We start from the raw sequence: 21,195 nt of genomic DNA, 5'->3' as shown, positions 1-21,195 counted from the left end.
GAACACATAGGGCATGTGGAGGGAACGAGGGGAAGTGAAACATCTCAGTACCCTCAGGAAGAGAAAACAACCGTGATTCCGGGAGTAGTGGCGAGCGAAACCGGATGAGGCCAAACCGTATGTGTGTGATACCCGGCAGGGGTTGCGCATGCGGGGTTGTGGGATTGCACTTCAATAGTCTGCCGGCTGTTGGGCAAGTCAGAAACCGTTGGTGTAGGCGAAGGACATGCGAAAGGTCCGGCGTAGAGGGTAAGACCCCCGTAGCTGAAATATCAACGGCTTGCTTGTGTGACTCCCAAGTAGCACGGGGCCCGAGAAATCCCGTGTGAATCTGGCGGGACCACCCGCTAAGCCTAAATATTCCCTGGTGACCGATAGCGGATAGTACCGTGAGGGAATGGTGAAAAGTACCGCGGGAGCGGAGTGAAATAGTACCTGAAACCGTGTGCCTACAAGCCGTGGGAGCGTCGCTGGTCGTACTTGTACGGTCAGTCGTGACTGCGTGCCTTTTGAAGAATGAGCCTGCGAGTTAGCGGTGTGTAGCGAGGTTAACCCGTGTGGGGAAGCCGTAGCGAAAGCGAGTCCTAATAGGGCGTTTGAGTTGCACGCTCTAGACCCGAAGCGGAGTGATCTAGCCATGGGCAGGTTGAAGCGGCTGTAAGAGGTCGTGGAGGACCGAACCCACCAGGGTTGAAAACCTGGGGGATGACCTGTGGTTAGGGGTGAAAGGCCAATCAAACTCCGTGATAGCTGGTTCTCCCCGAAATGCATTTAGGTGCAGCGTCGTGTGTTTCTTGCCGGAGGTAGAGCACTGGATAGGCGATGGGCCCTACCGGGTTACTGACCTTAGCCAAACTCCGAATGCCGGTAAGTGAGAGCGCGGCAGTGAGACTGTGGGGGATAAGCTCCATGGTCGAGAGGGAAACAGCCCAGAGCATCGACTAAGGCCCCTAAGCGTACGCTAAGTGGAAAAGGATGTGGAGTCGCAGAGACAACCAGGAGGTTGGCTTAGAAGCAGCCATCCTTGAAAGAGTGCGTAATAGCTCACTGGTCAAGTGATTCCGCGCCGACAATGTAGCGGGGCTCAAGCGTACCGCCGAAGTCGTGTCATTCCAGCAATAGGGCCAACGCCTGCTGGGATGGGTAGGGGAGCGTCGTGTGCCGGGTGAAGCAGCCGCGGAAGCGAGTTGTGGACGGTTCACGAGTGAGAATGCAGGCATGAGTAGCGATACACACGTGAGAAACGTGTGCGCCGATTGACTAAGGGTTCCTGGGTCAAGCTGATCTGCCCAGGGTAAGTCGGGACCTAAGGCGAGGCCGACAGGCGTAGTCGATGGACAACCGGTTGATATTCCGGTACCCGCTTTGAAACGCCCAATACTGAATCCTCTGATGCTAAGGCCGTGAAGCCGTCCTGGAGCCTTCGGGCAAAGGGGAGTGGTGGAGCCGCTGAACCAAGGTGGTAGTAGGTAAGCGATGGGGTGACGCAGGAAGGTAGTCCAGCCCGGGCGGTGGTTGTCCCGGGGTAAGGGTGTAGCCCGTTGTCCAGGTAAATCCGGATGACATGGTGGGTGAGACCTGATGCCGAGCCGATTGTGGTGAAGTGGATGATCCTATGCTGTCGAGAAAAGCCTCTAGCGAGTTTCATGGCGGCCCGTACCCTAAACCGACTCAGGTGGTCAGGTAGAGAATACCGAGGCGTTCGGGTGAACTATGGTTAAGGAACTCGGCAAAATGCCCCCGTAACTTCGGGAGAAGGGGGGCCATTTCTGGTGATCCAATTTACTTGGTGAGCTGGGGGTGGCCGCAGAGACCAGCGAGAAGCGACTGTTTACTAAAAACACAGGTCCGTGCGAAGCCGTAAGGCGATGTATACGGACTGACGCCTGCCCGGTGCTGGAACGTTAAGGGGACCGGTTAGTCACATTTCGGTGTGGCGAAGCTGAGAACTTAAGCGCCAGTAAACGGCGGTGGTAACTATAACCATCCTAAGGTAGCGAAATTCCTTGTCGGGTAAGTTCCGACCTGCACGAATGGCGTAACGACTTCTCGACTGTCTCAACCATAGGCCCGGTGAAATTGCACTACGAGTAAAGATGCTCGTTTCGCGCAGAAGGACGGAAAGACCCCGGGACCTTTACTACAGTTTGATATTGGTGTTCGGTTCGGCTTGTGTAGGATAGGTGGGAGACTGTGAAGCGGCCACGCCAGTGGTTGTGGAGTCGTCGTTGAAATACCACTCTGGTCGTGCTGGATGTCTAACCTCGGTCCGTGATCCGGATCAGGGACAGTGTCTGATGGGTAGTTTAACTGGGGCGGTTGCCTCCTAAAGAGTAACGGAGGCGCCCAAAGGTTCCCTCAGCCTGGTTGGCAATCAGGTGTTGAGTGTAAGTGCACAAGGGAGCTTGACTGTGAGACCGACGGGTCGAGCAGGGACGAAAGTCGGGACTAGTGATCCGGCAGTGGCTTGTGGAAGCGCTGTCGCTCAACGGATAAAAGGTACCCCGGGGATAACAGGCTGATCTTCCCCAAGAGTCCATATCGACGGGATGGTTTGGCACCTCGATGTCGGCTCGTCGCATCCTGGGGCTGGAGTCGGTCCCAAGGGTTGGGCTGTTCGCCCATTAAAGCGGTACGCGAGCTGGGTTTAGAACGTCGTGAGACAGTTCGGTCCCTATCCTCTGCGCGCGTAGGAATATTGAGAAGGGCTGTCCCTAGTACGAGAGGACCGGGACGGACGAACCTCTGGTGTGCCAGTTGTCCTGCCAAGGGCATGGCTGGTTGGCTACGTTCGGAAAGGATAACCGCTGAAAGCATCTAAGCGGGAAGCCTGCTTCGAGATGAGTATTCCCTCCCCTTTGAGGGGTTAAGGCTCCCAGTAGACGACTGGGTTGATAGGCCAGATGTGGAAGCCCGGTAACGGGTGGAGCTGACTGGTACTAATAGGCCGAGGGCTTGTCCTCAGTTGCTCGCGTCCACTGTGTTAGTTCTGAAATAACGAACGACCGTGTTGTTATCCGGTGTTGGTTAATTTCATAGTGTTTCGGTGGTCATTGCGTTAGGGAAACGCCCGGTTACATTCCGAACCCGGAAGCTAAGCCTTTCAGCGCCGATGGTACTGCAGGGGGGACCCTGTGGGAGAGTAGGACGCCGCCGAACAATTTTTAGCCTCAGTCCCGGACCGTTATGGTCCGGGACTGAGGCATTTTTGCGTTTATGGTCAGGGTATGCGCTACGACCTGGTCATCTTCGACAACGACGGCGTCCTTGTGGACAGTGAGCCGATCTCCAACACCATCCTCGCGGGGTACCTGACAGAACTGGGACACCCCACGTCGTACGACGAGTCCCTCCGCGACTACATGGGTGCCGCCGTGCACCGGGTGCACGACACCATCCTGGAGCGGAGCGGACAGCGGCTTCCCGACGACTTCGACGAGACCCTGCACGCCCGTGTCTTCGCCGCCTTCGAGACCGAGCTGCAGCCGGTCGCCGGAGTGGCCGATGTCCTCGGCGACCTGGTCGCCCAGGGTGTGCCGTACTGCGTCGCGTCCTCGGGCACCCACGAGCGGATCCGGGTCGGCCAGCGGGCCGCCGGCCTGGACGAGTGGTTCGAGGACGAGTGGATCTTCAGCGTGCAGGACGTCGGCCGGGGCAAGCCGGCGCCCGACCTGTTCCTCCACGCCGCCCAGCAGATGGGCGTGGCCCCCGACCGGTGCGTCGTCATCGAGGACAGCCCTCTCGGGGTGGCGGCGGCCCACGCCGCGGGGATGGATGTGTACGGGTTCACGGCGATGACGCCCGCCGAGCGGCTTGCCGGGGCGAACGGTTTCTTCTCGAATATGTCGCAGCTGCCCCAACTCCTTGCCTGATCCATCTACCCACGGGTAGGCGAGGGGCCTACTGTGCCGCCATGACGACAGATGTTCGCCTGCGGCACGGCCGGGCCTCTCTGGGGCTCAGCTTCTTCGCGCAGGGCGCCGCGTTCGCTCTTCTCGTGACGCGGATCCCCGCCATCCAGGACCGTTACGGGATATCCGACGGGCTGCTTCCCGTGTTCCTCGCCGCGGTCCCGGTCCTCGCCGGCGTCAGCAGCGTCGGCACCGAGCAGCTCGTGAAGCGGGTGCGGCCCTCGGCCGTGCTGCGCTGGGCGCAGCCCGTGGTGCTGCTGGCTCTCCTCGGTGCCGCGGCCGGTACCGAGCTCTGGCAGGCGGCCGTCTCGCTCGGGGTGTTCGGGCTCGCCGTGGGAGCGCTGGACGCCTCCATGAACATGCTGGGGGTGAGCCTCCAGCGGGCGTACGGGCGCAGCATCATGCTCGGGTTCCACGCCGCGTACAGCCTGGGCGGAATCGCCGGCGCCTCGCTCGCCTGGGCCGGGGCGCACTGGCATCTGTCCCTGCTCACCTCGTACTGGCCGGTCGCCGTGGTGCTGCTGCCCGTCTGCCTGGTGGGGAGCCGCTGGTACGCGGACGCCCGGGAGGCCGCTGGGGCGGCTGGGGCGGGAGTGGGCACCGAGGCGGTCGGCGGGGCCGGTGGCGCGGGTGCCACCGGGGGTTCTGTCGTCTTCAAGATGCTGCTGCCGCTGTGCCTGGTGATGGCCTTCGCCTATATCGGCGACTCGACCGTCTCCAACTGGAGTGCCAAATACCTTCAGGACGTACTGGGGAGCTCCGAGCAGCTCTCCACGGTCCCGTACAACGTCTATATGGTCACCACGCTGCTGGGCCGGGCGGTGGGGGACTTCGGGGTGCGTCGCTTCGGTGCGGTGGCTGTGGTGCGTTTCGGCTCCGTCGTCGCGGCTGTCGGGTTCGGTGTGGTGGCCGCCGCGACCGGTCCCTGGGTGGGGATGCTCGGGTTCACCCTGCTGGGCTTCGGGCTCTGTGTGATCGTGCCGCAGACCTTCGCGGCCGCCGGGCGGCTGTTCCCGCACGCCTCGGACGCGGCCATCGCCCGGCTCAACATCTTCAACTACGTGGGGTTCCTGGTCGGCTCGCCGCTGGTGGGCGCGATCGGTGACGCGTGGAACTACCGGGGCGCGATGCTCATCCCGATGGTGCTCGTGCTGGCGACCCTCGTGTACGCCCGCTCGTTCGGCTCCGGCGATGCCCGATACGGTGTCCGGCATGAGCGGCCGCCGACTGTTGATGTGGGACGAAGCAGTAACGAAGTATGACTTCGGGCCCGGCCATCCGATGGATCCCGTGCGGCTCGCACTGACCATGGGGCTGGTCCGGGCGTACGGACTCGATGGCGCGGTCGATGTCGTCGCCGCCAGACCGGCCGGGGAGTCGACCCTGCGCCTGGTGCACCGGGCGGACTATCTGGACGCGGTGCGGGCGGCTTCGGCGGATCCCGGGGCGGCGGACATCTCGTACGGTCTGGGGACGCCCGACGACCCGGCCTTCGCCGGGATGCACGAGGTCTCCGCGCTGATCGCCGGGCAGTCGGTCGGCGCGGCGGAGGCGGTGTGGCGCGGCGACGCGGACCACGCGGTCAACTTCTCGGGCGGGCTGCACCACGCGATGCCGGGCGCGGCCTCCGGGTTCTGCATCTACAACGACGCAGCCCTGGCCATCGCCCGGCTGCTCGAACTGGGGGCGGAGCGGGTCGCGTACGTCGATGTGGACGTGCACCACGGGGACGGGGTGCAGGAGGCGTTCCGGGACGACCCGCGGGTGCTGACCGTCTCGCTGCACGAGCACCCCCGGACGCTCTTTCCCGGTACGGGCTTCCCGACCGAGACGGGCGAGGGCGCGGGGGAGGGGTCGGCGGTCAACCTCCCGCTGCCGGCCGGCACCGGGGACGCCGGGTGGCTGCGGGCCTTCCACGCGGTGGTGCCCGAGCTGCTCGCCGACTTCCGGCCGCAGGTACTGGTGTCGCAGCACGGCGCCGACACACACTTCGAGGACCCGCTGGCCCATCTGGCGGTCTCGCTGGACGCCCAGCGCGCGGTGCAGGTCGCCTGCCATGAGCTGGCCCACGAGTACGCGGACGGCGGGCGCTGGGTGGCGCTCGGCGGGGGCGGGTACGCGGTGGCCGACGTCGTACCGCGGTCGTGGACGCATCTGGTGGGGATCGCCGGGCACGCCGAGATCGATCCGGATTCGGTGATCCCGCCGTCCTGGCGGGACGAGGTGTACGCGCGGACCCGGGGGGTGGGGCCCGCGCGGATGACGGACGGGCGGTGGCCGGTGGCCTGGCGGTCGTGGGACGCGGGGTACGACCCGGCGGACCGGCTGGACCAGGCGGTGCTGGCCACTCGGCGGGCGGCGTTTCCTCTGCGGGGGCTGCTGGCTTAGGAGAGTGCCGCCGCTGTGTTTTCGCGGGGCGTTACGCCAACTGTGCCGCATATCCCGGGTTCCGGCCCGCCCCCGTACGCAGTGCGGCACGATCGGCAGGGTGTTGACCACCGGCGCCCTCCGTGCGCATCTGTTGGCAGCCCGGCTGGCCGGGCCCGTGGCCACCTCTCGGGAGGTGAGCCTGCGCAGTTATCGGCTGTTCGCCGCGCGCGATCCGCGGGTGACGCTCGGCATTCAACCCGAACGGGCCTGGGACGAGGCGGAGTTGCTGGGTCTGATGGCAGAGCGGTGCGGGGTGTCGGGTGATCCGGACCATGTGTCGGGGCCCGATGTCATCGACCCGGAGCGGACGCTGGCCGCGCTCGACGCCTTCGCGGCGCGGCTCGGCGAGGCTGTGGCGTGTGGTGCCAGTGTGCTGTTCGGGACGGGGCATCCGCATCGGCTGCTCGGTTTCTACGCCGCGCTGGCAGACGCCTTGTCGGCGGCCGGATGTACTGTCCTCACCCCTGCGCAGGGTCGCAGTGTCGACATAACGACCCGGTTCGGCGTACGTACGCACCTTCTGGAGTACGTACGGGGAGTCGCGCTGATGCGCGAACCCGGCGTGCGGCTGCCCGGAAGTGAGCCCGGCGCACACACCCATTCCCCGCTGCCGGTCCGGGTCGCGCTGGAGGCGGCAGCGGGGGACTCGCACGGCCTTCCCGGGTTGGTCGTCGGCGACCACGGATGGGTCTGCGGGGCAGGTCAGCTAGGGGTCGAGGCCATCGGCCTGGCGGACACCGACGATCCCGCGCTGTTCGTCGGCGAGGCGGAGGGGCGGGTCTCCGTCGCCGTTCCGCTCGACGACGGCGTGCGGTCGGACTTCTACCGGCCGCTCACTCGCTATGTACTCAATCGGGCGCTTCTGTCCCAGTAGGGAAGGGGGTGTTGCTCCTCTTCCCCACTCGTATCACCCGCACCTAGTCTGGTGAGTGAGCGCGCCACGACGAAGAGTCACCGGAAGGGGAAGCCGGTGCCCCGTCGGGTGCGGAAGGTTCAGGTGGGTCATGGCTGCTGGGAGTGAGAGGCCTCTCAACGAGGTCAGGTTCCTGACCGTGGCGGAAGTCGCCTCGGTGATGCGAGTGTCCAAGATGACCGTGTACCGGCTGGTGCACAGCGGTCATCTGCCGGCGATCCGGGTGGGCAGGTCCTTCCGGGTCCCGGAGCAAGCAGTGCACGCATACCTCCGCGAGTCCTTCGTGGGGGTCCAGACCGCCTAGCGGGGTCCGGTCGAAGTCTGGGGTTCCCCTCGGATTACGTCCCTCACTCGGCGGCAGGTAGGCTAGGCCGACGTAGGTCGTGTGGGCCCAGACGCCCCGCACCGAGTGAAGAGAAGTGAGCGAGGGTAGTCGTGGGCTCTGTTATCAAGAAGCGGCGCAAGCGGATGGCTAAGAAGAAGCACCGCAAGCTGCTCAAGCGCACCCGCGTTCAGCGTCGCAACAAGAAGTAAGCGGCAGCTGTACGTGGTTCTGAGGCCCTCCCACCAGCATGGTGGGAGGGCCTCTGCGCGTTCCTGCGGGTAGATTTCCGATGACTTCACGCAGCGCATCACCAGTACAGCGCGACAACGAGCCGCTACCGTGGCCCGTACGGGAGTCCGAATGGGAAGGCGCTGATCTTGGGCAAGGTCGTGCTCGTCACCGGAGTGGCCCGGCAGCTCGGAGGCCGGCTCGTGCGCCGCATCCTGCGGGACGCCGAGGTGGACCGGGTGATCGCGGTGGACATCGTGGAGCCGGCCCACGGACTGGGTGACGCCGTCTTCGTACGGGCGGACATCCGCCAGCCCGCCATCGCCCGGGTGCTCGCCGAGTACGACGTCGACACCGTCGTGCACATGGACGTCACGGGCACCCCGCTGGGCACCGGTGGCCGGACGACGGTCAAGGAGACCAACGTCATCGGCACCATGCAGCTGCTCGGCGCCTGCCAGAAGTCGCCGACCGTCCGGCGCCTGGTGGTCAAGTCCAGTACCAACGTGTACGGGTCGGCACCGCGCGACCCGGCCGTCTTCACCGAGACGACGCCCCCCAAGTCACTGCCCAGCGGCGGCTTCGCCAAGGACGCGGTGGAGGTCGAGGGCTACGTACGGGGCTTCGCCCGGCGCAGGCCCGATGTGGCGGTCTGCGTCCTGCGCTTCGCGAACATCCTGGGGCCGAGCACCGACTACCCGCTCGCCGAGTACCTCTCGTTGCCGGTGCTGCCGACCGTGTTCGGTTACGACCCGCGGCTCCAGTTCGTCCACGAGGACGACGTCATCGACGTACTCCGCCTGGCACTCGGCGAACCGCCGCGCGGGACGCTCAACAGCGGCACCTTCAACATCGCGGGCGACGGTGTGCTGCTGCTCTCGCAGTGCTCGCGGCGGCTCGGCCGGCCGACCGTGCCGGTGCTGCTGCCCGCCGTGAACTGGGTCGGTTCGGCGCTGCGGACCGTCGGGGTGACCGACTTCTCGCCGGAGCAGATCCGGCTGCTCACCCATGGCCGGGTCGTCAGTACGGTGCAGATGCGCGAGACACTCGGGTTCGTGCCGAGGTACTCGACGGCCGAGACCTTCGAGGACTTCGCGCTCAGCCGGGGGGACGGCCTGCTGCCGCCCCGGGCGCTGGCGCGGGCCGTCGACCGGGTCGCCGCCTTCGCCGAATCCGTCGGGCCGGCCGGACCCGCCGCAGCCGCCGGCGCCGCCCGGCCCGTGATCCCCGCCCACTCCGTCAGCAAGGAGCGCATCTGACATGGCCGATGCCAAGGTCATCCCCTTCGGCGACGAGCCGCGAGCGAGGCGGAACAGGAGCGGCAAGGCCGCCAAGCGGTCCGGGGCGCGCGGCAGGGCTGCTACGGGACCGCTCGCGCCCGTACCGGAGCAGCAGACCGGGCCTGAGCCGTCCGGCCCGGCCGAGGCGGCCGGGCAGGCGGAGCCGTCGTCACACGTGCCGGTGCAGGCACCGGAGGACCGCGCGGAGCCCACCGGTGGCGACTGGGACCGGCGGATCGCCGGCGGGCTGGCCTTTCTGCGGCGGCGGATCACCGGTGAGTACGACGTCGACGAGTTCGGGTACGACAAGGAGCTCACCGACCAGGTACTGATGTCGGCGGTGCGGCCGCTGTACGAGAAGTACTTCCGCGTCGAGGTGAAGGGTGTGGAGAACATCCCGTCGGACGGCGGGGCGCTCGTCGTCGCCAATCACTCGGGGACGCTCCCGCTCGACGGGCTGATGCTCCAGGTCGCCGTCCACGACCACCACCCGGCTGAGCGCCATCTGCGGCTGCTCGCCGCGGATCTGGTGTTCATGCTGCCGGTCGTCAACGAGCTGGCCCGGAAGGCCGGGCACACGCTGGCGTGCGCGGAGGACGCGGAGCGGCTGCTCCAGCGCGGCGAGGTCGTCGGGGTGATGCCCGAGGGGTTCAAGGGGATCGGTAAGCCGTTCTCCGACCGGTACAAGCTCCAGCGGTTCGGGCGGGGCGGCTTCGTGTCGACCGCGCTCCGGGCCGGGGTGCCGATCGTGCCCTGCTCGATCGTCGGGGCGGAGGAGATCTACCCGATGATCGGCAACGCGAAGACGGTGGCGCGGCTGCTGGGCTTCCCGTACTTCCCGGTCACGCCGACGTTCCCGTGGCTCGGGCCGCTGGGCCTGGTGCCGCTGCCGACGAAGTGGACCATCCAGTTCGGTGAGCCGATCCCGACGGACGGGTTCTCCGAGGAGGCGGCGGAGGATCCGATGCTGATGTTCAACCTGACGGACCAGGTGCGGGAGCAGATCCAGCACACGCTGTACAAGCTGCTCGTGCAACGGCGGTCGGTCTTCTTCTGACCGGCCGGCCGAACAGTGCGTCCCTGGACGAGCATGAAGGTGCCGGGCCCGTGACACACCGGGCCCGGCACCTTCGTCCGCACGCATTGCTGCCTACGGTGCGTCCTCGCCGTTGATGCCCAGGCCCGGGAGCAGGCCGGGGAGCAGCGGGGGCAGGGTGACGTCCGGGGCGGGCTTGGAGCCCTCGCCGGACTTGCCCGTGCCTTCGGAGGAGGACGAATCGCCGCTGTTCTTCGGCGGGCCGAGGAGGCCGCCCGTGTTGCCGCCGATCAGGCCCTGGTCGGCCTTGCCGCTCTCGGAGCCCGAGGGCTTCGGCCGGGCGTTGTGCTGGCCGCTGTGGTCGGGTGCGGCCGAGGCGTGGCCGGGACGGTCGGTCCCGGGGGTGCCCGGCCTTGAGGTGCCCGGGTGTCCGGGGGTACGGGCGGTGGTGCCGGGGATGTGCGGCAGCTGCGCCTGGAGCGGGCTGACCTCCTGGTCTATGGCGTCGAAGACCGAGTTCACCTGGTTTCCCACGTCGTGGAGCTGGACGGGCAGCCGGCCCCGGAGTCTGCTCCAGGCCTCCCGGTGCGAGCGGGAGAACGAGGAGAGCGTCTGGATCGGGCCGAGTGTCCCGTTCCTCGCGTACGCCTCGTGCAGCAGCCGGTGGCCTTCTCCGGCGTCGTGGTTCATGCCGTTCAGCGCGCGTCTGACTTCGCCCAGTTGCTCGTGGTCGAGCCGGCCCGCCCGGTCGCGCTCCATGAGGCGGCGCGCCTCCTGGAGACGGGTGGAAGCCTGGTCGAGGTAGATCTCGCCGCGGTCGGCATCGTCGTTCGCCATCCCCAGCTTGAGATCTTCCATGCCGCGCTTCAGCCCGTACAGCGAATCACCGGGGAGGGCGTCGGAGCTGGCAGCCGCGACGCCGCTGAAGGCTCCGGCCGCGACGCCGACGGTGAGTCCGCCCGCAGCGAGGCCCTTCGACCAGCGGGAGCGGGGGCGCAATTTCCGGAGCGGGGACGCCCGGTGGGCGCCTCGGCCGGTCCGCTGTTCGGGCACCTGAGGGCCCTCGGACACACCTCCCCCCGCGAGCATCGTCTCCATGGCGGCAACGAGCTGGGCTCGCTGCACCACTTTGACCTCAGGATCCAGCTGCGGTTTCGGTAGCTCTTCGAGCCCGGTCACCAGGGTCAGCAACTGCCCTTGTGCGCTCGGTTCGGTGGGAGCTTCGGGCTGGTCGGCCGCCGAGCCCTGGAGTGTCTGCTCCTCCAGGGCCTGGGCGAAGGCGTTCGCCCGCCGGTGTGCCGAAACTTGTCCGATCACTGGCGGCACCTCCTCTCGTCATGACGATCGACTCCCCTCGGGGTCCGGAAGGTTGCCCACCTTGAGTGCTTCCACTCGATCGGGTGAGTACCTGCGGGCGTGGCTTGACCACAGGGAGCCTGCATCCCACTCAACGAGCCGCACAGCACTTGGGTTACGGACGAAGGATGATCGGACCGCAGTGTCATGAGCCCATGACTGACGGTGAGTTGTGATCAGCGAGCGTCATCGGGGAGGAGCCGCGCCAGCGTGCGCACGGCCCGGTACTGGAGCGTCTTGATGGCGCCCTCGTTCTTGCCCATGGCCCGTGCCGTCTCGGCCACGGAGAGCCCTTGCAGGAAGCGCAGAGTCACGCACTCCTGCTGCTGTGGATTGAGCTTCCGTACGGCTTCGAGCAGGGCGGCGTTGGAGAGGGACTCCAGGACGGAGTCCTCCGGACTGCGCTCGACCTCGTTGGCGTCGAGCATTTCGCCCGTGGTCACTTCGAGCCGGAAACGGCTCGACTTGAAGTGGTCGGCGACCAGGTTCCGGGCGATCGTGACCAGCCAGGCGCCGAAGTCGCGCCCCTGCCAGGTGAAGGTGGAGATACGGCGCAGAGCGCGCAGGAAGGTCTCACTGGTGAGATCCTCCGCCGTCGCCTTCCCGCCGACGCGGTAGTAGATGTAGCGGTAGACCGTGTCGCTGTACTGGTCGTAGAGCCGCCCGAAGGCGTCGGCCTCGCCGGCCTGAGCTCGTTCGACGAGGTCCATCATGCGTGCGCTGTCGCTGTCGGCCGCAGGCCGACGGGCGGTGGACGTGCCGGTGCCGCCACGGCTGCGTCTGCCGACCGCTGCGCCCGCACCGCTCTCGGCGAGGGCATAGCAGGGTCCGGCGGGCGCGGCTGTGGCAAATGCGGGGACGGCGTACGCGGTGGGGACGAAGCCGCGCAGCTGGTCAAAGACCGTTGCGCGCAGCGTAGCCAGGCCCGAGGCGTCAACCCCGACGTGTGGGTACACGGGACTCCCAGAGGCAGAGCTTCCATCACGTGCAGTGCTGGATGATTCACTCGACGTGATGGCGAGTGAGGTCCGGTATGCGTCTGAGGAGAATAACGCTTCGTACAGGCAGTGCTACACCCAGTTGCTCAAATCATCGATTACGTCGCTTCTGTTACGTATACGCGTCGGATCAAGTAGCACTTCGTGACCGTTTATTGATCGGATAGCCCCACGATCCGTTTGATTGGGCGGTCACTTGTGCGCGAGCGGCCGCAACGGGACTGGCGGCGGGCGCAGCGGGGTAAGAAGTTCGATCCGCCCGCGCTCGCCGGAGTGGCGCGGGCGCGCGGAGCTGTTGACGTTCCGGTCAGCCCCGGCTGACGTACGGACGGCCGAGGCGCGAGTCGGTGACCGCCTGCCGGTGGTTCACCGGGCGGTGGCGTACGGGTCGGGTGGTGTGCCGCTCAGTGGCGGCGGCGGTGCAGGGCGACCGCGGCCGCGGTGCCGCCCGCGAGTGCGCCGACCCCGGCCGCGGCCGGGATGCCGACCTTGGCCGCCTTGCGGCCGGTCCGGTAGTCGCGCAGCCGCCATTCGCGCTCGCGCGCGTAACGGGCCAGCTTCGCGTCGGGGTTGATCGCGTAGGGGTGGCCGACGAGAGAGAGCATCGGGATGTCGTTGTGCGAGTCGCTGTACGCGGCACAGCGTGCCAGGTCGAGGCCCTCGGCGGCGGCGAGTGCCCGTACGGCTTCCGCCTTCGCCGGGCCGTGCAGCGGTTCGCCGACGAGGCGGCCGGTGTAGACGCCGTCCATCGACTCCGCCACTGTGCCGAGCGCTCCGGTCAGGCCGAGGCGGCGGGCGATGATCGTCGCCGTCTCCACGGGGGCGGCGGTGACCAGCCAGACCTTCTGGCCCGCGTCCAGATGGGCCTGGGCGAGGGCGCGGGTGCCCGGCCAGATGCGGTCGGCCATGTACTCGTCGTAGATCTCCTCGCCGATGGACATCAGCTCGGAGACGCGGTGTCCCTTGACGATGGAGAGGGCGCTCTCCCGGGCGTCCTGCATGTGATCGGGATCCTCGACGCCCGCCAGCCGGAACCAGGCCTGCTGCCAGGCGAACCTGGCCAGTTCGCGGCGCTGGAAGAACTTCCGCTTGTACAGGCCGCGGCCGAAGTGGAAGATCGCGGCGCCCTGCATCACGGTGTTGTCGAGATCGAAGAAGGCGGCGGCCAGGCTGTCCCCCGCGACGGGGAACTCGGCCTCCGGGCCGGCTTCTTCGGTGGGTCGGCCGAGTGGGCCGGCCTCGGCCCGGGCCGGCTCCTGCGAGGACTTCCGGGCTGCTTCGGCTGCGGCCTCGCCTGCCAGCACACTGCGTGCTGTCGCCGAGCGCCTGCGGGGGGTGAGCCATCCCAGTGCGGCCATGGTGCGAGCATAGCCAGTTCGGTGGACCGTTCCTCACTCGGCGGAATGCGGCGGGGTGAACTCCGGCGTACGGATGCCTCCGGCCGGGGCGGACGGCCTCGGGCACCGGCCGGGCCGCCGGCCCGGCCGCTGGTGGGGCTCGGTGCGGGATGTCTCCGCGCCGACGGCGGAGAATGGGGGGATGAGCCCTCTGTTCCGCCGCAGTGCCGGTCACGGAAATCCCGCCGAGCGGGTCGTCACTCTCGTCGGGAAGCCCGGGTGTCATCTCTGTGACGACGCGCGTGCCGTGGTCTCCACTGTGTGCGGAGAAGTCGGCGCGGTGTGGGAGGAGAAGGACATCACCCGGGACTCCGCGCTCAACGAGGCGTACTGGGAGCAGATTCCGGTCGTACTCATCGATGGGGAACAGCACACTTTCTGGCGGGTGGACCCCGAGCGTCTCCGCCGCGCGCTGCGTTCCTGAGCGGTCCGGACGGATGTGAACGGCCGGCGCGGAGGGCCGGGGCGGGGGCGGGCGACCGGTCCGCGCGGCGCTTCACGCGGAAAATACAGCTACCATCATGGGCGATTTGAGCGGTCTCGGGGGCGTAGGCGTGAGGAGTGTGTGCCGTTTTGCCCCCTTTGGGATCTCAACGCATCGGATCGGCCCGTGGTTCCGTCAATGCGCCGCCGAAGTGCGTGACCCCGGTCACTTTGCACGGACAAAACGGACACCATCTTTGTGCACGCGTTCACAAAGACATAGCCTGCATTCGACGGGGCGGTCCTGCTGCATGTGGCCGCCTGCAGCCTCGCTCATCCCGCAGGAGCACCGTGGCAACTGGCCGAACTCACCGACCGGCGACCCGTAGCCGAGGAATCCCCGAGGCCACCGTCGCCCGACTTCCGTTGTATCTCCGCGCCCTCACCGGCCTGTCGGAGCGCTCCGTGCCCACGGTTTCGTCCGAGGAGCTCGCCGCGGCCGCCGGGGTCAACTCCGCGAAGCTGCGCAAGGACTTCTCCTACCTGGGTTCGTACGGGACCAGGGGCGTCGGCTACGACGTCGAATATCTCGTATACCAGATCTCGCGTGAGCTGGGTCTCACCCAGGACTGGCCCGTGGTCATCGTCGGTATCGGTAACCTCGGCGCCGCGCTCGCCAACTACGGCGGATTCGCCTCGCGCGGATTCCGGGTGGCCGCGCTGATCGACGCCGACCCCGCCATGGCCGGGAAGCCGGTGGCCGGGATCCCCGTCCAGCACAGCGACGACCTCGAAAAGATCATCTCGGACAACGGCGTCTCGATCGGCGTCATCGCCACCCCCGCGGGTGCGGCGCAGCCGGTCTGTGAGCGCCTCGTCGCCGCCGGTGTCACCTCGATCCTGAACTTCGCCCCCACCGTGCTCTCGGTGCCGGAAGGTGTCGACGTGCGCAAGGTCGACCTCTCCATCGAGCTGCAGATCCTGGCCTTCCACGAGCAGCGGAAGGCCGGTGAGGGAGCGCTCGCCGACCCCGACACCGACGCGCCCCCGGTCCGCGGCGCCGCACACGCGGCGGCTGCCGCCGCGCACACCGTGAGCGCCCGCACCGCCCACGCCGACCGGAAGGGACCCGACGGGGACATGCCCGCCGTGATGCCGGCATGAGTCTCCTGGTCGTCGGAGTCAGTCACCGCAGCGCGCCCGTCAGCGTGCTGGAGCGGGCGGCGCTCTCCGCTGATGCGCAGGCCAAGCTGTTGCAGGACACGCTGGCCGCCGAGCCCGCCGCCGAGGCGGCGGCGCTCGCCACCTGCAACCGCATCGAGCTGTACGCCGACGTGGACAAGTTCCACGCGGGCGTCGCCGAGCTGTCCACGCTGCTCGCCCAGCACTGCGGTGTCGGGCTCGAAGAGCTCACTCCTTATCTCTATGTGCACTACGAGGACCGGGCCGTCCACCATCTCTTCTCGGTGGCGTGCGGGCTGGACTCCATGGTCGTCGGCGAGGGCCAGATCCTCGGCCAGATCAAGGACGCTCTCGCGCTCGGACAGGAACTGCACACCGCCGGGCGGCTGTTGAACGATCTGTTCCAGCAGGCCCTGCGGGTCGGCAAGCGGGCGCACAGCGAGACCGGGATCGACCGGGCCGGACAGTCGGTCGTCACCTTCGGTCTCGAACAGCTCGCGGGCGGCGCCGACGTGGCCGGCTGGGCCCGGGGCAAGCGCGCGCTGGTGATCGGCGCGGGCTCGATGTCCTCGCTGGCCGCCGCCACGCTGGCCCGCGCGGGCGCCGGGGAGATCATCGTCGCCAACCGGACGCAGGCGCGCGCGGAGCGGCTCGCGGAGATCCTCGGCGGTGCCGGGGTGGCCGCGGCGGCCGTCCCGATGGATGCCGTCGACGGGGAGCTGGCCCGTGCCGACCTCGTCGTCTCCTGTACGGGCGCGACCGGTCTGGTCCTGACCGCGGAGTCCGTCGCCCGGGCGCTGGGCGAGGAGTTCACCCCCGCGGAACCGGCCGGCGCAATCCACGGCGCAGTCCACGGCGGCCCGATCCACGGCGCGGCACCCGACCCGGTCCCCGATGTGCCCGCCGACGCCACGGCGGCCACCGCCGCCGCGCGCGCGGTCGACGCGCTGGAGCAGCACGGCGCCTGGGCCGGTACGGCCGGGCCCGCCGCCCCGCGACCGGTGCGGCGCATCGCCGGCGCTCCCGCCGACGGGGTCCCGCCGCGGCTGGCCCTGCTCGACCTGGCCATGCCGCGCGACATCGACGCGGCGGTCCACCGCATCAGCGGTGCGCGCCTGGTCGACATCGAGTCGCTGGCCGACGCGTCCGCCGACGCCCCGATGGCCGCCGATGTCGACGCCGTACGGACCATCGTCTCGGACGAGGTCGCGGCGTTCGGCGCGGCCCAGCGGGCCGCCCACATCACTCCGACCGTCGTGGCACTGCGCACCATGGCCGCCGGCGTCGTCGCCGGTGAGATCGCGCGGCTCGACGGACGCCTTCCCGACCTGGACGACAAGGAGCGCGCCGAGATCTCGCAGACCGTGCGCCGTGTCGTCGACAAGCTCCTGCACGCGCCCACCGTGCGGGTCAAGCAGCTCGCGAGCGAGCCCGGCGGCGCCGGGTACGCGGACGCGCTGCGGGAACTCTTCGACCTCGACCCGCTGACGGTCGCGGCCGTCAGCAGGGCCGATCTGACCGACCTGAGCAACACAGACGTCAAGAACCGAGGGCGGGCATGACCGATGCCTTGAGGCTGGGGACCAGGCGCAGCAAGCTCGCCATGGCGCAGTCAGGACAAATCGCCGAGGCGGTGCGGCAGATCACCGGTCGCCCCGTGGAACTCGTCGAGATCACCACGTACGGGGACACCTCCCGTGAGCACCTGTCGCAGATCGGCGGGACCGGTGTGTTCGTCACCGCCCTGCGCGATGCGCTGCTGAGCGGCGAGGTCGACTTCGCCGTGCACTCGCTGAAGGACCTGCCGACCGCCCAGCCGGACGGTCTCGTGCTGGCCGCGATCCCGGTCCGTGAGGACCCCCGGGACGTGCTGATCGCGCGGGACGGGCTGACGTTCGAGCAGCTGCCGGACGGGGCCCGGGTGGGTACCGGCTCGTCGCGCCGGATGGCACAGCTCAACGCGTACGCCCGTGACCACGGGACGCGCATCGAGACCGTACCGATCCGCGGCAACATCGACACCCGCATCGGATTCGTCCGCAGCGGGGAGCTGGACGCGGTGGTTCTCGCCGCGGCCGGACTCCACCGTGCCGGCAGGGCCGCCGAAGTGACCGAGTACCTGCCGGTCGACATCATCTTGCCCGCCCCCGGCCAGGGGGCCCTGGCGGTCGAGTGCGCGGCATCCCGCGCTGATCTCGTCGCCCAGCTCGCCGAGCTCGACGACCCGTACACCCGGGCCGCCGTGACCGCCGAGCGATCCCTGCTCGCCGCCTTGGAGGCCGGTTGCAGTGCGCCTGTTGGCGCACTGGCCGACGTCCTGGCCGACGGGCAGGCTGTCACCGAGATGCGCCTGCGCGGTGTCGTCGGCTCGGCCGACGGCACCACGCTGGTGCAGCTGTCCACCACCGGTCCCGTACCCACGTCGCACGAAGGCACCGAGGCGCTCGGACGCGAACTCGCGTCCGAGATGCTGGCCAAGGGTGCGGCCGGTCTTATGGGGGAGCGAGCACGATGAACCCCACCTCGAACCTGCCAGCCGCCCTTCCCGCGCACGGGCACGTCACCTTCCTCGGTGCCGGACCCGGGGATCCGGGACTTCTCACACTGCGCGCCGTCGAAGCGCTCGCGAGTGCGGACGTACTGATCGCCGAGCCGCATGTGCTCGATGTCGTACGCAGCCATGCGAGAGCGACCGTAAGCACGCCTCAGCTGACGGTTGTTGACGAAGCGTCAACAGCCGCCGGGATCCCGGCCATCCGAGATGCGGGCAATCTTGTCATGGAGGCCGCACGCGGTGGCAGGCGGGTCGTCCGTGCTGTCACCGGGGACCCCGGACTCGACGGCAACTCCAGCGAGGAGATGCTCGCCTGCGCGTCCGCGGGCATCCCGTTCGAGGTCGTCCCGGGTGTCTCGACGGCGGTGGGCGTCTCCGCGTACGCCGGTGTGCCGCTGCGTGACGCGCAGGGCACCGACGTCCGCTTCGTCGACGCCCGTACGGCGTCCGACCGCTGCTGGAGCGAGGTCGGCGCGAGCGATGCGACCGCGGTCGTCTCCACGACGCTCGACACGGTCGGCGCCGCCGCCGGTGAACTGGTCGCGGCGGGCCGCAAGCCCGACACCCCGATGTCCGTCACCGTCGCCGGTACGACCACCCGCCAGCGCACCTGGTCCGCGACGCTCGGCACGGTCGCCCAGGTGCTCAAGCAGGCCAAGGTGCTGCCGTCGCCGGACGGCCACCAGCCGGTCATAGCCGTGGTCGGCGAGCGCAGCTCGGCCGCCCAGCGCGACCAGTTGTCGTGGTTCGAGTCGAAGCCGCTCTTCGGGTGGCGGGTGCTCGTCCCGCGGACGAAGGAGCAGGCGGCCTCGCTCTCCGACCAGCTCCGTTCCTACGGCGCCGTGCCGCACGAGGTCCCCACCATCGCGGTCGAACCGCCGCGCACCCCGCAGCAGATGGAGCGCGCGGTCAAGGGCCTGGTCACCGGGCGTTACGAGTGGATCGCCTTCACCAGCGTGAACGCCGTCAAGGCGGTCCGGGAGAAGTTCGAGGAGTACGGGCTCGACGCCCGTGCCTTCGCCGGGATCAAGGTCGCCGCCGTCGGCGAGCAGACCGCGGCCTCGCTGGTCGAGTTCGGCGTCAAGCCCGATCTCGTACCGAGCGGTGAGCAGTCCGCCGCCGGTCTGCTTGAGGACTGGCCGCCGTACGACCCGGTCTTCGACCCGATCGACCGGGTGTTCCTGCCGCGCGCCGACATCGCCACCGAGACCCTGGTGGCCGGGCTCATCGAGCTGGGCTGGGAGGTCGACGACGTCACCGCGTACCGCACGGTGCGGGCGTCGCCGCCGCCGTCCGACACCCGGGAGGCGATCAAGGGCGGCGGTTTCGACGCGGTCCTCTTCACCTCTTCGAGCACGGTCCGCAACCTGGTGGGGATCGCGGGCAAGCCGCACAACGTGACGGTCATCGCCTGTATCGGTCCCGCCACGGCCAAGACGGCCGAGGAGCACGGGCTGCGGGTGGACGTGCTCTCGCCGGAGCCCTCGGTGCACAGACTCGCGGAGGCGCTCGCCGAGTTCGGCGCGCAGCGCCGTGAGACGGCCCGGGAGGCGGGCGAGGCGGTCACCCGTCCCAGCGAGCGCCGTCCGGGTGGTCGCAGGCGGCGCACCACCTGAGCGGCGGCCCGGGTGCCGGGCGGACAGCAGAAGCCGAAGCGAAGAGTTCGAAGAGCTCGAAGAGGTAACTGAGGATGACTGTGTACGGATCTTTTCCCGGCGCCCGTCCGCGGCGGCTGCGCACCACCCCCGCGATGCGCCGCATGGTGGCCGAGACGCAGGTTCGTCCGGCCGACTTGATCCTGCCCGCCTTCGTGCGGGAGGGGATCGGGGCGCCGGTGCCGATCTCGGCGATGCCGGGCGTTGTCCAGCACACGCGTGACACCCTGCGGAAGGCGGCCGTCGACGCCGTCTCCGCGGGTGTCGCGGGGATCATGCTCTTCGGTGTCCCCGAGGACGCCAAGAAGGACGCCATCGGCACGGCGGGCACGGACCCGGAGGGCATTCTCCAGGTGGCCCTGCGCGATGTGCGCGCCGAGGTCGGCGACGACCTGGTGATCATGTCCGACCTCTGCCTCGACGAGACCACGGACCACGGCCACTGCGGGGTCCTGGACGAGTCGGGCCGGGTCGACAACGACGCGACCCTTGAGCGGTACGCGGAGATGGCGCAGGTCCAGGCCGACGCGGGCGCCCATGTGGTGGCCCCCAGCGGCATGATGGACGGCCAGGTCGGCGTGATCCGGGACGCGCTGGACACGATCGACAAGGAGGACGTGTCGATCCTCGCCTACACGGTGAAGTACTCGTCGGCCTTCTACGGCCCGTTCCGCGAGGCCGTCGGCTCCTCGCTGCGGGGCGACCGCAAGACGTACCAGCAGGACCCGGCGAACGCCCGCGAGTCGCTGCGCGAGCTGGAGCTCGACCTCGCCGAGGGCGCCGACATGGTCATGGTCAAGCCGGCCGGACCGTACCTGGACATCCTCGCGAAGGTCGCCGATTCGGTGTCCGTGCCGGTGGCCGCGTACCAGATCAGCGGTGAGTACGCGATGATCGAGGCGGCCGCGGAGAAGGGCTGGATCGACCGGGACCAGGCGATCCTGGAGAGCCTGACCGGCATCAAGCGGGCGGGCGCGAACATGATCCTCACGTACTGGGCGACGGAGGTCGCGGGCCGGCTCTGAGGTGCCGCGGGCGGTGGCGCTCAGCGAGCGCCACCGCCCGGCGCCCTCGTCCCCTGTGGGGATCCGGTCAGCCGCCGTGCGCGGTCAGTGTGTATCCCTCCGGGCCCTCGAAGGAGAACATCGGCCCGAAGGGGCTGTCCGCCATCGGCGTGAGGATCTTGATGCCGGCGGCATCGAGCTGTTCGTGAAGCCGGTGGGCGTCCGGGGTCCGGAACCAGATCACCACGCCGAGGCCCGGTCGTGCGATGTCGGCGAGGCTGACGCCCGGCAGGAGCGCGCGGACGGCGAACGGGGTCGGCTTGGTGTCGAACACGACCCCGTGCGGGGGCGAGACCGCGGCCCGGCGCAGACCCAGGTGCCGTTCGCAGAAGACCGCCGCGGCTTCCACGTCGTGGACCTGCAGGGCGACGAAGTCGGGGCCGTCGATGGCAACCGGCATGGGTTTCCCTCACTCTTCTGTGGCAGTCGGGATTTCTATGTCA

The 21,195-nt window shown here is 68.5% G+C and carries 18 protein-coding genes and 2 rRNA genes (1 of these 20 only partly in view); 16 read left to right on the top strand and 4 right to left on the bottom strand.

The window, feature by feature from the left end; translation table 11 throughout:
- The 10 genes from OG285_RS14260 to OG285_RS14215 all read left to right on the top strand — a co-directional run.
- Positions 1–2,963, top strand: a 23S ribosomal RNA gene (locus OG285_RS14260); it begins 160 nt to the left of the window's first position.
- A 79-nt stretch (positions 2,964–3,042) separates the two neighbouring features.
- Positions 3,043–3,159 (top strand): 5S ribosomal RNA (gene rrf, locus OG285_RS14255).
- A 68-nt stretch (positions 3,160–3,227) separates the two neighbouring features.
- Positions 3,228–3,872 carry an HAD family hydrolase gene (locus OG285_RS14250; RefSeq protein WP_356836312.1) on the top strand — a complete coding sequence of 215 codons (645 nt, stop codon included), beginning with the start codon at positions 3,228–3,230 and terminating at the stop codon, positions 3,870–3,872.
- A gap of 41 nt (positions 3,873–3,913) precedes the next feature.
- Positions 3,914–5,173 (top strand): MFS transporter, encoded by a 1,260-nt coding sequence (locus OG285_RS14245; protein ID WP_371791140.1) that lies wholly within the window; start codon positions 3,914–3,916, stop codon positions 5,171–5,173.
- Positions 5,124–6,299 (top strand): acetoin utilization protein AcuC, encoded by a 1,176-nt coding sequence (locus OG285_RS14240; RefSeq protein WP_356836316.1) that lies wholly within the window; start codon positions 5,124–5,126, stop codon positions 6,297–6,299. Before OG285_RS14245 ends, OG285_RS14240 begins: the two co-directional genes overlap by 50 nt.
- Before the next feature lie 100 nt (positions 6,300–6,399).
- On the top strand, positions 6,400–7,215 hold the full coding sequence (locus OG285_RS14235; RefSeq protein ID WP_371791139.1) for a phosphatase: 816 nt from the start codon (positions 6,400–6,402) through the stop codon (positions 7,213–7,215).
- Positions 7,216–7,345: 130 nt separating this feature from the next.
- Positions 7,346–7,558: a helix-turn-helix domain-containing protein gene (locus OG285_RS14230; RefSeq protein ID WP_164266407.1), complete on the top strand. Its 213-nt coding sequence runs from the start codon at positions 7,346–7,348 to the stop codon at positions 7,556–7,558.
- 131 nt (positions 7,559–7,689) lie between these two features.
- A complete protein-coding gene (locus OG285_RS14225; protein ID WP_003948845.1) occupies positions 7,690–7,788 on the top strand; it encodes a 30S ribosomal protein bS22 in 99 nt (32 codons plus the stop codon).
- 168 nt (positions 7,789–7,956) lie between these two features.
- Positions 7,957–9,066, top strand: a complete 1,110-nt coding sequence (locus OG285_RS14220) for an NAD-dependent epimerase/dehydratase family protein (RefSeq protein WP_356836320.1) — start codon at positions 7,957–7,959, stop codon at positions 9,064–9,066.
- A gap of 1 nt (position 9,067) precedes the next feature.
- A complete protein-coding gene (locus OG285_RS14215) occupies positions 9,068–10,144 on the top strand; it encodes a lysophospholipid acyltransferase family protein (protein ID WP_356836322.1) in 1,077 nt (358 codons plus the stop codon).
- Between the two features lie 93 nt (positions 10,145–10,237).
- Here OG285_RS14215 and OG285_RS14210 read toward each other — a convergent pair whose 3' ends face one another.
- From OG285_RS14210 to OG285_RS14200, 3 genes are all read right to left on the bottom strand, one after another.
- Entirely contained in the window at positions 10,238–11,440 is a 1,203-nt protein-coding gene (locus tag OG285_RS14210) for a DUF5667 domain-containing protein (protein ID WP_371791138.1), read from the bottom strand.
- 215 nt (positions 11,441–11,655) lie between these two features.
- On the bottom strand, positions 11,656–12,435 hold the full coding sequence (locus OG285_RS14205) for an ECF subfamily RNA polymerase sigma factor, BldN family (RefSeq protein ID WP_266854602.1): 780 nt from the start codon (positions 12,433–12,435) through the stop codon (positions 11,656–11,658).
- A 446-nt stretch (positions 12,436–12,881) separates the two neighbouring features.
- Complete coding sequence (locus OG285_RS14200; RefSeq protein ID WP_371791137.1) at positions 12,882–13,835, bottom strand: HAD family hydrolase; 954 nt, start codon at positions 13,833–13,835, stop codon at positions 12,882–12,884.
- Positions 13,836–14,016: 181 nt separating this feature from the next.
- Here OG285_RS14200 and OG285_RS14195 point away from each other — a divergent pair, with 181 nt between their 5' ends.
- From OG285_RS14195 to hemB, 6 genes are all read left to right on the top strand, one after another.
- On the top strand, positions 14,017–14,298 hold the full coding sequence (locus tag OG285_RS14195) for a glutaredoxin family protein (protein WP_356836329.1): 282 nt from the start codon (positions 14,017–14,019) through the stop codon (positions 14,296–14,298).
- Positions 14,299–14,648: 350 nt separating this feature from the next.
- On the top strand, positions 14,649–15,461 hold the full coding sequence (locus tag OG285_RS14190; RefSeq protein ID WP_356836331.1) for a redox-sensing transcriptional repressor Rex: 813 nt from the start codon (positions 14,649–14,651) through the stop codon (positions 15,459–15,461).
- Positions 15,458–17,041: a glutamyl-tRNA reductase gene (locus OG285_RS14185; protein ID WP_356836333.1), complete on the top strand. Its 1,584-nt coding sequence runs from the start codon at positions 15,458–15,460 to the stop codon at positions 17,039–17,041. Before OG285_RS14190 ends, OG285_RS14185 begins: the two co-directional genes overlap by 4 nt.
- Positions 17,038–17,994, top strand: a complete 957-nt coding sequence (hemC, locus tag OG285_RS14180; protein ID WP_371791136.1) for a hydroxymethylbilane synthase — start codon at positions 17,038–17,040, stop codon at positions 17,992–17,994. Before OG285_RS14185 ends, hemC begins: the two co-directional genes overlap by 4 nt.
- Positions 17,991–19,649 (top strand): bifunctional uroporphyrinogen-III C-methyltransferase/uroporphyrinogen-III synthase, encoded by a 1,659-nt coding sequence (locus OG285_RS14175; RefSeq protein ID WP_356836337.1) that lies wholly within the window; start codon positions 17,991–17,993, stop codon positions 19,647–19,649. The genes hemC and OG285_RS14175 overlap by 4 nt, the downstream gene beginning before the upstream one ends.
- A 74-nt stretch (positions 19,650–19,723) precedes the next feature.
- The gene (hemB, locus tag OG285_RS14170) at positions 19,724–20,713 is read left to right on the top strand and encodes a porphobilinogen synthase (protein ID WP_356836339.1); all 990 of its coding nucleotides are present in this window, start codon (positions 19,724–19,726) and stop codon (positions 20,711–20,713) included.
- 67 nt (positions 20,714–20,780) lie between these two features.
- On the opposite strand, the gene OG285_RS14165 is transcribed toward hemB, so the two are convergent.
- Complete coding sequence (locus OG285_RS14165) at positions 20,781–21,152, bottom strand: VOC family protein (protein WP_371791135.1); 372 nt, start codon at positions 21,150–21,152, stop codon at positions 20,781–20,783.
- Positions 21,153–21,195: the final 43 nt, after the last annotated feature.

This window comes from Streptomyces sp. NBC_01471 (assembly GCF_041438865.1).
GTDB lineage: Bacteria > Actinomycetota > Actinomycetes > Streptomycetales > Streptomycetaceae > Streptomyces.
This window is presented reverse-complemented; position numbering and strand designations above follow the sequence as displayed.